We start from the raw sequence: 14,315 nt of genomic DNA, 5'->3' as shown, positions 1-14,315 counted from the left end.
CGCTCATGAGCTTGCAGCAACAACAGCTCGGACGTGTCGTCATTCTCGGCATTTACGTGACCGATCTGACGTTTCGCGCGGCGCGCATGCCGCTGATCGGCGAAACCGTTGCGGGCTCCGCGTTCGCGATGGGGCCAGGGGGCAAGGGCTCGAATCAGGCAGTGGCGGCGGCACGCGCGGGCGCTGAGGTTGTATTCTGCACGCGCATCGGCAACGATGCATTCGGTTCCATTGCACAAGCAACATGGGCACGCGAAGGCATCACGGCGCGGGCCTCGGTTGTCGAAGGCGTCTCCACAGGCGCCGCCCATATCTTCGTCGACGACACCACCGGCATGAACGCGATCATCGTCGCGGCGGGCGCGGCGGGAACGCTGAGCGCAGCCGACGTCGACGCCATCGATGCCGACATTGCCGGCGCGCGCGTCTTCGTCACGCAACTGGAACAGCCGCTAGCGGCCGCGCGGCGCGGACTCGAAGTCGCGCGCAAGCACGGCGTCACGACCGTGTTCAATCCCGCGCCCGCATTGCCGCTCGACGACGACATCTTCCCGCTGTGCGACTACATCACGCCGAATGAAACCGAAGCCACCGCGCTGACGGGCGTGCCGATCGCGAACGTCGACGATGCACGGCGTGCGGCCGACGTACTGCTCTCGAAAGGCGTCGGCACCGTGATCGTGACGCTCGGCGAGGGCGGCGCGTTGCTGCATGACGCGACGCAATCGGTATGGTTGCCCGCGTTTCATTGTGGCGCGGTGGTCGAAACCGCCGGCGCCGGCGACGGCTTCACGGGGGGCTTCGCGGCCGCACTCGCACGCGGCGAAGGTGCGATCCAGGCCATGCGCTTCGGCTGCGCGCTCGCGGGCGTTTCGGTTACGCGCGCGGGCACGGCGCCTTCAATGCCGACGCTCGCCGAAGTGAACCAGGTATTGAGCGAGTCAAATCAGACGGCACAGGTTTCGTAACCATTCGTGCAGTGCCAAGGAGATCATCAGCGCCATGAAGTCTTCGTTTGCTGCGGGAAAACTGTTTGCCGACCGGCAACTGAATTTTCTTCTGATCGTCAACGTGCTCGTCGTGCTGGTCGCGACGTGGCTCTCGCGCGGCCAGTTCGTCGACATCGACAACCTTCAGTCGATGGGCGGCCAACTGCCCGAACTCGGTTTGCTCGCGCTCGGCATCATGCTGTCGATGGTGTCGGGCAACGGCGGCATCGACCTGTCCGGTGTCGGGCTCGCAAACCTGTCGGGCATGGTCGCGGCGATGCTCGTGCCGCGCTTCGTCAACGGCGACGATTCGCCGATGCTGTACACGTCGCTCTTTTGCGTGATCGTCGTGATCATGGGTCTGCTTGGCGGCCTGCTCAACGGGGTGGTGATCGCACGCCTCAGACTCACGCCGATTCTTTGCACGCTCGGCACGCAACTGCTCTTCACCGGCTTTGCGGTTGTGATCAGCAACGGCGCGTCGGTGCATGTGGACTATGTCGAGCCCTTGTCGGATATCGGCAACGGCACGGTGTTTCAGGTGCCCATAGCGTTCTGCATCTTTCTTGCCGCGGTGATCGTGCTGGGATGGCTGCTCAAGCGCAGCCCCTTCGGGCTGCGTCTCTATCTGATGGGCACGAATCCCAAGGCCGCGTTCTATGCGGGCATTCCGCGCGCACGCATGCTGATCACCACTTACGCGATGTGCGGCGTGCTTGCTTCCCTCGCGGGCCTGATCAGCGCGACGCATACGTCCAGCGCGAAATGGGACTATGGCAACTCCTATCTGCTGATCGCGATCCTGATCGCGGTGATGGGCGGCGTGAATCCGGCGGGCGGGCATGGCCGCATCGTCTGCGTGTTTTTCGCGGCGACTGTGCTTCAGTTTCTGTCGAGCCTCTTCAATCTACTCGGCGTGTCGCAGTTTTTCGGCGACTGCGCGTGGGGTTTTCTGCTGCTGCTGTCGTTGGCGTTCGCAGGCGGCGAACGGGTGCGCGCGATCTTCGGTCTCGGCGGCGGAGGAGGTCCCGTGAAGCCCGCGCAAGCTCCAGCTTCTGGCAGTGCGGGCGCAACGCCGAGGCGTTAGCGCACGGCGAGGATACGTTAAAGGCGGACAGGTTGCCCTGCCTGTTCGCGACGGCTGACACGGCCAGCACGGGCGACATCGAACGATAAAGGAGACATTGCATGAAATTGACTCGACTGGGTGCCGCGCTCGCAGCAGGTGCTCTTACGGTGGGCGTGATCGCCGCGGCGCAGGCGGCGACCAACGAGACGATTGTCACGGTCGTCAAGGTGACGGGCATCAACTGGTTCAACCGGATGGACGAAGGCGTCAAGGAGTTCGCGAAGGACAACCCCGGCGTGACCGCCTATCAGACCGGCCCGGGCCGTGCGGATGCGGCGCAGCAACTGAAGATCATCGAAGACCTGATCGCGAAGAAAGTCACCGCGATTGCCGTGGTGCCCTACGATCCGCCGACGCTCGAACCGGCGTTGAAGAAGGCGATGGATCGCGGCATCAAGGTGGTCACCCACGAAGCGGACAACGCAAAGAACACGATGGTCGACATCGAGGCGTTCGACAACACCGCCTATGGCGCGGGCCTGAACGAACGACTCGCGTCGTGCATGCATAACGAGGGCAAGTGGGCCGTGCTGGTCGGCTCGCTCGGCAGCCGCTCGCAGGTGCAATGGGCCGACGGCGGCATCGGCAACGCGAAGGCCAGGTATCCCAAGATGAACCTGGTCGAGCCGAAACTCGAAACCAACAACGACGGCGAGCGCGCGTATGAAGTCGCGAAGGAAGTACTGCGCAAACATCCGGATCTGAAGGGCTTCCAGGGCTCGTCATCGCTGGATGTGATCGGCATCGGCCGTGCGGTTGAAGAAGCGGGCATGCAAGGCAAGATCTGCGTATACGGTACGGGTCTGCCGACCGAGGCCGGCAAGTTCCTCGAAAGCGGCGCGATCAACGGCATCGCGTTCTGGGACCCGAAGCTCGCTGGCATCGCGATGAACAAGGTCGCGAAGATGCTGGTCGACGGCAAGACAGTGCAGAACGGCGCGGACCTCGGCATTCCTGGCTACACGAAGGTGACGGTCGCGAAGGGGCCGGGCAAGGGCATCATCGTGCGCGGCCAGGGCTGGGTGAATGTCGACAAGTCGAACTACAAGCAGTATCCGTTCTGATTCCGTTGTTCACTTCGAGGCGTGTCCTGTGGGCACGCCTCGACACCGCGACCGATCATCATGAATCAAGAAGACGTATCTTCTGCGCCGTTGTCACAGCCGTTTTTACAAGTGATCGGAGTGCATAAGCGCTTCACCGGCGTGCATGCATTGCGTGGCGTGACTCTCGCATTCGAGCGCGGGCAGATCTATCACCTGCTCGGCGAAAACGGCTGCGGCAAGAGCACGCTGATCAAGATCATTTCCGGCGCGCAACCGCCGGACGAGGGCGAACTCGTGATCGAGGGCGTGCCGCATGCGCGGCTCTCCGCGCTCGAGGCGCTCGCCGCCGGCATCGAAACTGTGTATCAGGATCTTTCGCTGCTGCCTAACATGAGCGTCGCGGAAAACGTCGGGCTCACGTCGGAACTTGCGGCACACGAAGGACGGCTCGCGCGCACGTTCGATCGCCGCGTGCTCGCCGCCACCGCCGCGCGCGCGCTCGAAGCCGTCGGCCTGCCGGGGAATCCCGAGTTTCAATCGACGCTGATCGAGCAATTGCCGCTCGCGACGCGCCAGCTCGTGGCAATTGCCCGCGCGATTGCGAGCGAAGCCAAGTTCGTGATCATGGACGAGCCCACCACGTCGCTCACGCAAAAGGAAGTCGACAATCTGATCGCGGTGCTCGCGAATCTTCGCGCGCAAGGCGTGACGGTGCTGTTCGTGAGCCACAAGCTCGACGAGTGTTATGCGATCGGCGGCGAAGTGATCGTGTTGCGCGACGGACAGAAAATGGCGCAGGGGCCCATCGCGCAGTTCACCAAGGCGCAGATCAGCGAATTGATGACGGGCCGCCATCTGTCGAATGAACGTTACCGGGAGAGTGCTCACGCACAAGACATCGTGCTCGACGTGCGCGGCTTCTCGCGCGCGAGCCAGTTCAGCGACGTGTCCTTCAAGCTGCAGGGCGGCGAGATTCTCGGCGTTACGGGGCTGCTCGATTCCGGGCGCAACGAACTCGCGCGCGCGTTGGCGGGCGTGGCGCCGGCGCAGTCGGGTGACGTCATGCTCGACGGCAAACGTATCGCGCTGCGCACGCCTTCCGATGCGAAACGCCATCGCATCGGCTATGTGCCCGAAGACCGCCTGAACGAAGGGCTATTTCTCGACAAGCCGATTCGCGACAACGTGATTACCGCGATGATTTCGAGCCTGCGCGACCGCTTTGGTCAGATCGACCGCGCACGCGCGCAAGCGCTCGCCGAACAGACCGTGAAGGATCTGCAGATCGCGACGCCTGGCGTGGATAAGCCCGTGCAGTCGCTCTCGGGCGGCAACCAGCAGCGCGTGCTGATTGGACGCTGGCTCGCCATCGACCCGCGCGTGCTGATTCTGCACGGACCGACTGTCGGCGTGGATGTGGGCTCGAAGGACATCATCTATCGCATCATGCAGCGGCTGTCACAACGCGGCATCGGCATCATTCTGATCAGCGACGATTTGCCGGAACTTCTACAGAACTGCGATCGCATTCTGATGATGAAGAAGGGACGCGTGGCCGCCGAATATCGCGCCGACGAATTGAGCGAGGCCGATCTGTATCACGCGCTGCTTTCCGAAGCGGCATAGAGGACGTCAACCGCCATGAACTCGCGCATCCAGTCGCGCAGCGACTCGCCAATCGACTCGCCCATGAAGCAGACCATGACCACTCCCACCGTCGTCGAAGTCGCGCCGAGCATCGAACCGCCGGGATTGCGCACGAGACTCGCGCGCAATCCCGAGTGGTTCACGGTGGCGCTGATCGTGGTGACGTGCCTGATCGTCGGCGCGATCAATCCACGGTTCTTTCAGGTCGCAACGCTGTTCGACCTGCTGCATTCCGCGACCACGATGTCGCTGTTCGCGCTCGGCACGCTCGTCGTGCTTGCGTCGGGCGGCATCGATGTGTCGTTCACCGCGATTGCCGCGCTGACCATGTACGGCATCACGAAAGCCGTGTTCGCGTGGTGGCCCGATGCGCCGTTCGCGCTGATCCTCGTCACCGGCGCGCTTGGCGGTGCCGTGCTCGGCGTGGTGAACGGGCTGCTGGTGCATCGGCTAAAAGCGCCTTCGCTGATCGTTACGATCGGCACGCAATATCTATATCGCGGGCTGTTGCTGACCTTTATCGGCACGACGTTCTTCATGAACATTCCGCACAGCATGGATCACTTCGGTCGCATTCCGCTGTTTTTCTATCACACGGCGGACGGACTGCGCGCGGTGCTGCCGGTGTCGGTGCTCGCGCTGGTGGCCGCCGCGGTCGTCACATGGTGGCTGCTCAATCGCACGATGATGGGACGCGGCGTCTATGCGATGGGCGGCTCGCTCGCGATTGCCGAGCGGCTCGGCTACAACCTGCGTGCAATCCATCTGTTCGTGTTCGGCTATACGGGCATGCTGGCGGGCATTGCGGGCATTCTGCATGTTTCGAACAACCGCCTCGCGAATCCGTTCGATCTGGTCGGCTCGGAGCTCGACGTGATCGCCGCGGTGATCCTCGGCGGTGCGCGCATCACAGGTGGCACGGGTACGGTGGCCGGCACGCTGCTGGGTGTAGTGCTGGTCACCCTGATCAAGAGCGTGCTGATTCTCGTCGGCGTGCCAAGCACCTGGCAGAAGGTGATTATCGGCGCGTTTATTCTGCTTGCCGGGACGCTGTTTGCCCTGCAACGCAAGCGCTGAGTGGGTCCTGGGCTCGGCGCGCGCTGCGTTTTACGTATGTCGCATTACGTGCGTCGTGTGTCGTGTGTGGCATGTCGGGCCGCCACGCCGCGAGAACTGCAACAAGCACGTAAAGAATGTGAGAAGAGCGTGAAGCGCGCGAGCGTGTGCGCTATCCTCGCTTGCGTTGCTCCTGCCCCAACTCGGTGATGATCGAATCGAAGTCGTCGACCTGCGAGAAGCGCACGGCCTTGACGACGCCGAACTTGCTCATGTCAACCACGAGGTGCCGCTCGACGGCGCTCGCCATCGCGGCCTGCTTCAAGGCGACTTCGTGAAAATTCCAGCACGTAACGCCACGCGCGCGGTCCACGCCGCCCGCTGAAATGAACGCCTTGTTGATGCCCATGCGGCGCAACATCTCAAGGCTTTCCTCGCCCGCAAACGAATCCGATGAAGGCACGTACACGCCGCCAAGCAGAATCATCCGCACATTCGGCTTGCGCCGCAAAATCTCCGCCACGTTCAGCGAATAGCACACCACCGTGACATGCCGCTCCGGCGGAATCAGCCGCGCGAGTGTGGTGAGCGTCGTGCCGCAATCGATGAAAAGCGTTTCGTTATCGCCGATAAGCCCCGCGGCAATTGACGACGCTTCTGCCTTGGCGTGCGCGAAATGATCCTTTTCCTGTTCCAGCGAATAACCGGCGTTGTTCGGCACGTCGGTCGCGCTGACGATATAGCCGCCGAGATAGGTGAAGCGATCCGAGTTGGCCGCGATGTCGCGGCGCACTGTCATTTCGGACACACCGAGCAGAGCCGCGGCGTCGCGCAGGCGCATCACATTTTGCCTCGTCAACGCGTCGGCGAGAGCGCGAAGGCGGTCGGGTTTCAGCATGGAGATCCTAGCGCGTGGGAGTGCGTGAGCGGCGTTATATTTGAATCAGAACTGCTGAAAGAATTATAACAACAGGCCGACGCCGCGGCGAGCAAGGGAGCGGCGCCGAACCTAGCCCTGGCTCGCCTTGGCTCGGCAGTTCATGCAATCAGCCCGCAATGGGAACGCGCTTTGCTGGGTCACCGGCGCAGCCGCCGCATCGCGTGCGTGCTTTGCGCTGACAACCAACGTTTGGAGATTGCAATGGACGGCCTACCGGGCGAACCCACAGTAGAGGACCGAATCCGCAAGCGCGCGTATGAGCTATGGGAAAGCGACGGCTCGCCCGAAGGACGGCCCGACGACTACTGGCTGCGCGCGCAGGCACAGATCGAGGCCGAAGGGGACGCGGGCGACGCCGAGCCCGCGGCGGCTGTGGATCAGTCGGGCAAGGGACGGCGAGCGGCCGAGGCAATCGGTGACGAGAGCGCGGAAGCGCCGGAAGCCGGCCAGCCACGGAGCGCCAGCAAGGCGCACGGCGACGCGGGCACGAAGCGCAGCTAGCGCGGCCTGACCACCACACGCAGGAGGACATTATGGACTTCGAGTACGGAGGGTGCATCGTTCATGTCACGGCAGGTGTCGACGACGGCACGATCGTCGCGCATGCAAGGATCGAGGTGACGCGAGGCGCGGTGAGTTCGAGCGACGATACGCACGACATGGAGTTTCATCGGGATTTCGTCGACGAACATGAGGCGATCGAGTTCGCACGCGAGCGGGCGACGGACTGGATCGACGAGCATGTCGAACGGGTCGAGCCGGCGTCGCCGGCCGACGGCTATGCGGGCCCCGTCGCGTAGCTGCGCTTGCAGCGTCGTGCGTGTGCGTGTGCTTGGCCTCGTGCATCTGTCGGGAACGCGGCGATGGCAGCGCGCCGCTTCGCACAACGCTTAAATTTCATCGCCGACCTGTACATTTTTCCATCGGCGAAAAATGCTGCGGCTCACGCGTGACATCGTCGGGCATGCACCATGCGGCGCGCTACGCATCGGTTGGCAGAAGGGAGCCGCGCATGCGTATTGCCCAGGTTTCACCGCTGTATGAAAGAGTGCCACCCGTCGCTTATGGCGGCGTCGAAAGGGTAGTGGCCTGGCTGGTGGACGGCCTCGTCTCGCTGGGCCACGACGTGACGCTCTTTGCAAGCGGCGATTCCCGCACGCGAGCGCGGCTCGTCTCGGGAAGCGACTGCGCGATTCGCCTGATCGAAGATACCGCCGACCCGCAGGCGTTTCACTTCGCGATGCTCGAGGAAGTCGTGCGGCGCGCGGACGAATTCGACATCGTGCATTTTCATACCGACTACACGAGCTTTCCGTTTGCGCGGCGACTGCCATGCGCGTCGCTGACCACCTTGCACTGGCGACTCGACATACCGGGCTTCAGCACGCTGTACCGGCAGTTCGCCGACATGCCGCTGGTGTCGATCTCCGATGCGCAGCGCGCGCCGCTTCCGTGGCTCGACTGGCGCGCAACGGTTAATCACGGCTTGCCCGCCGACTTGCTGCGCTTTCATAAAGAGCCGAGCGATTACGTGGCGTTTCTCGGCCGCATCGCACCGACCAAACGGCCCGACCGCGCAATAGAAATTGCACGGCACGCAGGCGTGCCGATTCGCATCGCCGCGAAAATCGACAACGGTGATCGCGACTACTTCGAGCAGGACATTGCGGGCCTTTTCGACTTGTCGCATGTCGAGTACTGCGGCGAAGTGGACGACGCGTGCAAGAACGATTTTCTCGGACAGGCACGCGCCTTACTGTTTCCGATCGACTGGCCCGAGCCTTTCGGCCTCGTGATGATCGAAGCGCTCGCGTGCGGCACACCCGTGATTGCGTTCAACAACGGCGCGGCGCCTGAAATCGTCGAGCACGGCGTGACGGGTTTCCTCGTCGATTCTGTCGACGAAGCGGTGGCCGCGCTCGCGAAAATCGACACTATCGACCGCGCCGCGTGCCGCGCGGCATTCGAGCGCCGCTTCACGGTCGAGCGAATGGTCAGTCAGTACTCGCGCATTTACGAAGCGATGCTGCGCGACACTTGCGATGCGCAATCGGCGCGGGCCGACTGAAGCAAGCCGAAACCGACAGAATCACGGAGCGCTTTCCATGCGATTTTTTGCCATTGCGACCGACTACGACAACACCTTGGCATCCGACGGACGCGTTGCCGACGCGACGTGGGAGGCGCTCGAACGCCTGCGCGCATCGGGCCGTCAGGCGATCCTCGTGAGCGGCCGGGAGATGGACGACCTGCTCGCCATCTGCCCGCGGCTCGATCTGTTTTCGCGGGTGGTCGCCGAAAATGGTGGCGTGTTGTACACGCCATCGACGGGCGCGCGGCGTCTGCTCGCTCCGCCGCCGCCGCCCGCTTTCGTCGACGAATTGAAGCGTCGCGGCCTGCATCATTTCAGCGTCAGCGAAACGCTGGTCGCGATGATGAAACCCGCTGAGCAGATCGCGCTTGCCGCTATTCGCGACCTGGGCCTCGGCTTGCACATCATCTTCAACGGCGATGCGGTGATGATCGTCTCGCCGGGCATATCGAAAGCGAGCGGCTTGCAGGAGGCGCTCAACGAACTCGCATTGTCTGCCTTCAACGTGGCGGGAGTAGGCGATGCCGAAAACGATCATGCGCTGCTCGACGCGTGTGGTTTTTCGGTAGCGGTGGCCAATGCGCTGCCCGCCTTGAAAGAGCACGCCGATATGGTCACCAGCCGCGCGGCGGGTGCCGGTGTGGCCGAGTTGGTCGACGCGCTAGTCAAGGACGATTTGTGCGAAAGGGCAAGCGTCACGTCGCGCAGCCGCGTGCTAATCGGACATTCACGCGACGACGCCAGACCCGCGGATCTGTATTGCGCGGCGCACGGCACCGTCGCGCTGCTCGTCGGGGAATCGGGATGCGGCAAGTCGACCGCGTGTGCGGGTCTGCTCGAACGGTTAGCGGGCATGCATCAGCAGTTGTGCATCATCGATCCGGAAGGCGACTATCAGAACGACGAGGATACGATCGTGGTCGGCGATACGCACACGGCGCCGCAGATCGAAGAAGTCGTGCAGTTGCTGCTGCGTCCTCCGCGTGCGGCGGTGGCCGTCAATCTGCTGCGCGTGCCGTTGCCCGAGCGGCCTGCATTCTGCGCGTCGTTGCTGCTGGAAGTGCAGCAGTTGCGTGTGAAAACCGGCCGGCCGCACTGGCTCGTGTTCGACGAGGCGCATCATCTGTTTCCGGCTGGATGGGCTGGTGCGAGCCAGACCATTCCGCAGACGCTGGAGACCGCGCTCGCGATCACGGTTTCTCCGCAGCAACTGGACAGCGCATTCCTGCGCCAGGTGAACCTGGTGCTCGCGATGGGCCCGAGCGCCGGCACCGCCGTGCAGGAACTCGCGAAGGCCACAGAGCGGGATATGCCAGGCATCGACGACGTCATGGGTCAAGCGCAACTGAAGCCTGGCGAGGCGCTGTTATGGCGTCTCGCAGAACCGGCGCCCGAAGGCGTGATCCGGCTCGAACCGGGCAGTAAGCATCGGCTCAGGCATCGGCGAAAATATGCAGAAGGGCTGCTGATTCCCGAGCGCAGTTTTTATTTCCGCGGACCCGAGGGTGCGTTGAATCTGCGCGCGCATAACCTGGTGTTATTCGTGGAGATAGCGGAGGGCATCGACGCCGGCACGTGGCAGTATCACCGAGAGCGGGGCGATTATTCGCGCTGGTTCGAAAAGGAGATCGGCGACCCCGATCTCGCGGCGCAAGCGCGGCAGATCGAGCAGGATGCTTCGCTCGATGCAGCCGCGAGCCTTGCGCGGATCAAGGCAGCCGTGCACGAGCGCTACACGCAGCCTGAGAACCCATCGATGCCCGCCGTGCTGACCACGAAGACGGCGGATGCGACGCCGCGCGACGGTTCGCCGGGCGACGACGGATCGTCGCCATAGATATTACGGATACCGTACTAATTCGGCGCGCAGACCACGCCATCTAGTCGGCGTGCGCAGCGGTGCGCGACTTCGATCCCACAGCAGCGCGAACGTCATGCGATGCGATCGTTACGTGAAGACGGATCGCGACCCGCGCGAGGCGTATTCATGAATCGCTCCGCCGGCACGTTCGCGGCACGCTTCGCGAGCCGTTCGAACTCGGTCACGTCGTGGCTGCAGAACACGGTCACGGCTTGACTGGTCAGCGCGAGTTCACGCAGGCGGCGCTGATTGTCGAAACGGGCAGTGCGGTCTTTCTCCAGCATCCACTGATACATGCGCAGCCCTGGCGTGCAATGCGGCCTCGCATGCATCTCGGCGTGATGAAAGTAGGCGTCGGCGGCGTTGAAGAGCCACTGCTCGCCGGTCGTGTTCACGGCGATGCCTGCATGCCCGAACGTATGCCCGCGTAACGGCACGACGAGCAATTCAGGCGGCAGTCCGTCGAGTTGCTGCACACGCGAGAAGCCGTTCCACGCTTCGCCGTCGCCTGCCTGGTACACGCGCCAATTTCCTGAAGTCGACCACTGTTGAGGGCGAAAGCGCTGCCGGTCCATCCACGTCTTCTGCTGGAACGCATAATCGCGCTCGACGCGCAACATATGCACGGTGGCATGCGGGAAGTCGTCGAGGCCGCCGGCATGATCGAAGTCGAGGTGGCTCAGCACGATATGCGTGACGTCGCGCGGATCGAGGCCGAGCCGCTGGATCTGGCGGATCGCGGTCATTTCCTCGCGGAAATCCGGACTCACAAGCCCCAGAAAGAACCGGCTGATACGTGAGCGCGGATTTGCGACGTCGCGCAGCCCGAAGCCGGTGTCCACCAGCACCAGTCCTGCGGAGGTTTCGATGAGCAGACAGTGACAGGTGAGCAGCCCGCGCCCGGCAAGCGACCGCGTGCGTCCGTCCATCAGGCGGCCGCCTAACGGACAGGTGGAAATGCAGTTGAGGTGGTGCACGATCATCGCTTGTCGCTCGTGACGGAGGGAGTGCCGCAAGCTCGCGCAAGGCATATACCTGCCAGGGCTGGACCTTCCCGGGACTTGCGAGCTGCGGTCGCGTATCGTGTGACTGCAAAATATGGTGAGGGAAGCCGTGCGATTTTTCGAGCGCCCAAGACAGCGCGGCGGCGACGCGGTACATTTAAAGTCCGTAGAAAAAATCACGGAGACAAATGTGGGACGCTATTCAGATGACCAGCTTGACGAATTCGCCGCGGCTTTCGAGCGCGACGGAATAGTGATATTGAGGAACCACTTTCCTGCAGACAAGCTTCGTGCGTGGGCCGAGGCTTTCAAACCGCTGCTCGACGAGCGGCTTGCGTCGAAAGCGACGGCCGTGCGCGGCGAAAACCGTCACTACATCACGCTGCCGTTCACGGGCATCTTTGCCGACGAGGCGATCTTTTGCGACGCGGACGTGCTGGCAATAGTCGAGCGCGTGGCCGGCGACGATCCCGTCATGTGTCAACTCGCTACCGACACGCCGCTTAACGGGTCCACCTATCAGGACGTACACCGGGACACGCCGGCGCTCTTCGACGGCGAACCGGAAACGCCTTCATTCCAGCTCGCGGTGAACTTCCCGTTATGCGACGTCACGCTCGAGAACGGGCCGTTCGAGACTACGCTCGGCACGCATCGCATGCGTTCGGACGAAGCGTTGCAAGCGTGGCGCGACGGGCGCGTGCCCTTGCAGGCGATTCCGATGAAACTCGGCGATGTGATGATCCGCGACGTGCGTGCGCTGCATCGCGGCACACCGAATAAGACCGACGTGCCGCGTCCGATGGTGGTGATCGGCTATAGCAGAAGCTGGTATTTCCGGCCTGAAGTGCATATCGATGTGCCGGTGGCTGTTTATGAACAGCTTGGCTCGCGGGGGAAACGGTTGTTGCGGTATATGCCGCGAGTTGAGGAACTCGATACTGCGCCGCGTGGTGAGCATTATCGGAAGTTTGCTTATTGAGGTTGGGGTGTTTTTGTTTTGTTTTGTTTTGATGCAGATGCGCTGCTGTGTGGTGTTGTCGGCGTTTGGCCTTTCTTGATTTCCTGGTGGTCTATTGGTGTTGCCCCTGTGCAGGGCAGTTTCACCGTTGCACTGAGTTGCTTAAGTTGCGTAGCTGCACAAAATCAAGCCTTAGGTTGCATGGCTGTGCGTAGGGGCAGGGAATTGCACACGGCATTTCCTTAAAGTTGCTCTGCGCTTGGTTGCGCGGCCTTGAGCTGACCGGCAATCAACGAGGGCAAAAGCAGGCAACGCTACACAATCAATCGTGACTTTCTGGAAAACGTTCGCCAAGTTCGCGCCAGAAAAACAGGGATTGCGAAAAACTGGCGCAGACGCTCGTTGAATATACCGATCAGTTCAGGCAACGCGCGAATGTTGATGACGTGATGTTTTCGATAATCGCAACCAGCAATGTCCGTCTGCTGGATGAGGACGTGATCCCCATTCTGACCTACAGGGGTACCTGAGTCCGGCGCCATCCGCAACCCCGAGTGAACGGCGGAACACGACAGCGGTTTGCTGAACGACTTAGGGCGCGAAGAATCGCGCCCGTTCTTATGCTGGTGGTGTCGATCCACGACATCCAGACCCCACAGGATGGGAACAAAGGGAACCCGCCTGCTCACGCCTGCCCCTGTTCGTGGACCGACCATCCATTCGAACACAATCCCGTGTGCCGGACTGGCGTTGCGTCGAAATTTGACGAAGGGCTGCTGGTGTCCACCGCGGCCTGACAGTGCGAAGACCGGCCCCTGCCTTTGCACTGCCACACGTCAATCTGAATTTTCCAGATGCCTGTTCCTCCGAATCCAGCAGTGGTCCGGCGTTGGTCTGATACCCGGATGAAGCCGGCCTGCCCATACTCTGGAGACAGAAATTTAGCAACGGACGGCTATGGCGATGAACGACGCAAAGCGCAGGAAGCCCATGCACCGGGCGCAGCAGACAGGCCACATGTCCGGCGATTTCGGCCGCATCGAATGGGCACGTTCGGGCCGTATCGCATGACGCGCATCGTGCATTCCCATCTCCGCGATTACTGCGCTGGTAACGCGCACTGCCTGCGTCAAGCCGCAGCCGGGTCCTTGCGCATGAGCACGAGGGGCGCAGCGTGACGGAGCGCGCCCCCTTCGATCAGGGCGTGCCCGACGTGGCGCTCTCGCCGCAGCGGCTTGAGCATCTGCGAACAGAGCCGTGGCGCTACGGGTTTATCTCGCTGTTGCGCCGTATCGGCGCCGATCCCCGTATCGATCCTGTGGGCACTGCGCGGCGTCCGCTGGCCGAGCCGTTTCGTCTCGGCCAGGCGCCGAGTCTCGCGTTCGCACCGCGCGAGATTGCAGACGTGCGCACGGTCAACGGGCATCTGAAAATCCGGCTGCTGGGTCTGGGCATGCTTGGGCCCAACGGGCCGCTGCCGATNCACGTCACCGAGATCGCGCGCGAGCGTGAGCAGAACCGGCACGACCCGACGCTGGTCAATTTCCTCGACATTTTCCATCACCGTTATCTGACGCTGCTGTACCGGGC

Annotated in this window: 13 protein-coding genes; 11 read left to right on the top strand and 2 right to left on the bottom strand. The window is 62.6% G+C overall.

All coding sequences use genetic code 11. From position 1 onward, the window contains the following. Positions 1 to 5: 5 nt before the first annotated feature. The 5 genes from rbsK (at position 6) to F759_RS0127165 (ending at position 5,888) form a co-directional block, all read left to right on the top strand. Positions 6 to 968 (top strand): ribokinase, encoded by a 963-nt coding sequence (gene rbsK / locus F759_RS0127185; protein WP_027802638.1) that lies wholly within the window; start codon positions 6 to 8, stop codon positions 966 to 968. A 34-nt stretch (positions 969 to 1,002) separates the two neighbouring features. Then, on the top strand, positions 1,003 to 2,076 hold the full coding sequence (locus F759_RS0127180) for an ABC transporter permease (RefSeq protein ID WP_027802637.1): 1,074 nt from the start codon (positions 1,003 to 1,005) through the stop codon (positions 2,074 to 2,076). Positions 2,077 to 2,177: 101 nt separating this feature from the next. Further along, on the top strand, positions 2,178 to 3,182 hold the full coding sequence (locus F759_RS0127175; RefSeq protein WP_027802636.1) for an autoinducer 2 ABC transporter substrate-binding protein: 1,005 nt from the start codon (positions 2,178 to 2,180) through the stop codon (positions 3,180 to 3,182). A gap of 60 nt (positions 3,183 to 3,242) precedes the next feature. Then, a complete protein-coding gene (locus F759_RS0127170) occupies positions 3,243 to 4,790 on the top strand; it encodes a sugar ABC transporter ATP-binding protein (RefSeq protein ID WP_027802635.1) in 1,548 nt (515 codons plus the stop codon). A 15-nt stretch (positions 4,791 to 4,805) separates the two neighbouring features. Further along, positions 4,806 to 5,888, top strand: coding sequence for an ABC transporter permease (locus F759_RS0127165; RefSeq protein ID WP_027802634.1), 1,083 nt, complete (start codon positions 4,806 to 4,808; stop codon positions 5,886 to 5,888). 151 nt (positions 5,889 to 6,039) lie between these two features. On the opposite strand, the gene F759_RS0127160 is transcribed toward F759_RS0127165, so the two are convergent. Then, positions 6,040 to 6,765 (bottom strand): DeoR/GlpR family DNA-binding transcription regulator, encoded by a 726-nt coding sequence (locus F759_RS0127160; protein ID WP_027802633.1) that lies wholly within the window; start codon positions 6,763 to 6,765, stop codon positions 6,040 to 6,042. Between the two features lie 243 nt (positions 6,766 to 7,008). Between F759_RS0127160 and F759_RS0127155 the strand changes: the two genes are divergently transcribed. The 4 genes from F759_RS0127155 (at position 7,009) to F759_RS38690 (ending at position 10,736) form a co-directional block, all read left to right on the top strand. Beyond that, positions 7,009 to 7,308, top strand: a complete 300-nt coding sequence (locus F759_RS0127155; protein WP_027802632.1) for a DUF2934 domain-containing protein — start codon at positions 7,009 to 7,011, stop codon at positions 7,306 to 7,308. 32 nt (positions 7,309 to 7,340) lie between these two features. Next, on the top strand, positions 7,341 to 7,607 hold the full coding sequence (locus F759_RS0127150) for a hypothetical protein (RefSeq protein ID WP_027802631.1): 267 nt from the start codon (positions 7,341 to 7,343) through the stop codon (positions 7,605 to 7,607). Positions 7,608 to 7,819: 212 nt separating this feature from the next. Beyond that, positions 7,820 to 8,875 (top strand): glycosyltransferase family 4 protein, encoded by a 1,056-nt coding sequence (locus F759_RS0127140; RefSeq protein WP_027802630.1) that lies wholly within the window; start codon positions 7,820 to 7,822, stop codon positions 8,873 to 8,875. 37 nt (positions 8,876 to 8,912) lie between these two features. After that, positions 8,913 to 10,736, top strand: a complete 1,824-nt coding sequence (locus F759_RS38690; protein WP_051377473.1) for an HAD hydrolase family protein — start codon at positions 8,913 to 8,915, stop codon at positions 10,734 to 10,736. A gap of 95 nt (positions 10,737 to 10,831) precedes the next feature. Here the strand turns inward: F759_RS38690 and F759_RS0127130 are convergent, their stop codons facing one another. After that, entirely contained in the window at positions 10,832 to 11,743 is a 912-nt protein-coding gene (locus F759_RS0127130; RefSeq protein ID WP_027802629.1) for an MBL fold metallo-hydrolase, read from the bottom strand. A gap of 211 nt (positions 11,744 to 11,954) precedes the next feature. On the opposite strand from F759_RS0127130, the gene F759_RS0127125 reads away from it, so the two are divergent. After that, the gene (locus F759_RS0127125) at positions 11,955 to 12,746 is read left to right on the top strand and encodes a phytanoyl-CoA dioxygenase family protein (protein WP_027802628.1); all 792 of its coding nucleotides are present in this window, start codon (positions 11,955 to 11,957) and stop codon (positions 12,744 to 12,746) included. Positions 12,747 to 13,929: 1,183 nt separating this feature from the next. Beyond that, positions 13,930 to 14,315, top strand: a 386-nt coding sequence (locus F759_RS0127115; protein WP_209440518.1) for a type VI secretion system baseplate subunit TssG, incomplete at its 3' end; no start/stop codon positions are given.

The sequence above is a fragment of the Paraburkholderia dilworthii genome (genome assembly GCF_000472525.1).
Taxonomy (GTDB): Bacteria; Pseudomonadota; Gammaproteobacteria; order Burkholderiales; family Burkholderiaceae; genus Paraburkholderia; species Paraburkholderia dilworthii.
The sequence above is the reverse complement of the archived record's forward strand: the minus strand, read 5'-3'. Positions and strand labels throughout refer to the sequence as shown.

What these genes read in the sequence shown, in the direction of transcription:
- F759_RS0127175 (WP_027802636.1), top strand. Translation starts at nt 2,178, where the DNA reads ATGAAATTGACTCGACTGGGTGCCGCGCTCGCAGCAGGTGCTCTTACG.
- F759_RS0127170 (WP_027802635.1), top strand. Translation starts at nt 3,243, where the DNA reads ATGAATCAAGAAGACGTATCTTCTGCGCCGTTGTCACAGCCGTTTTTA.
- F759_RS0127180 (WP_027802637.1), top strand. Translation starts at nt 1,003, where the DNA reads ATGAAGTCTTCGTTTGCTGCGGGAAAACTGTTTGCCGACCGGCAACTG.
- F759_RS0127160 (WP_027802633.1), bottom strand. Translation starts at nt 6,765, where the DNA reads ATGCTGAAACCCGACCGCCTTCGCGCTCTCGCCGACGCGTTGACGAGG.
- F759_RS0127150 (WP_027802631.1), top strand. Translation starts at nt 7,341, where the DNA reads ATGGACTTCGAGTACGGAGGGTGCATCGTTCATGTCACGGCAGGTGTC.
- F759_RS0127130 (WP_027802629.1), bottom strand. Translation starts at nt 11,743, where the DNA reads ATGATCGTGCACCACCTCAACTGCATTTCCACCTGTCCGTTAGGCGGC.
- F759_RS0127165 (WP_027802634.1), top strand. Translation starts at nt 4,806, where the DNA reads ATGAACTCGCGCATCCAGTCGCGCAGCGACTCGCCAATCGACTCGCCC.
- rbsK (WP_027802638.1), top strand. Translation starts at nt 6, where the DNA reads ATGAGCTTGCAGCAACAACAGCTCGGACGTGTCGTCATTCTCGGCATT.
- F759_RS0127140 (WP_027802630.1), top strand. Translation starts at nt 7,820, where the DNA reads ATGCGTATTGCCCAGGTTTCACCGCTGTATGAAAGAGTGCCACCCGTC.
- F759_RS38690 (WP_051377473.1), top strand. Translation starts at nt 8,913, where the DNA reads ATGCGATTTTTTGCCATTGCGACCGACTACGACAACACCTTGGCATCC.
- F759_RS0127155 (WP_027802632.1), top strand. Translation starts at nt 7,009, where the DNA reads ATGGACGGCCTACCGGGCGAACCCACAGTAGAGGACCGAATCCGCAAG.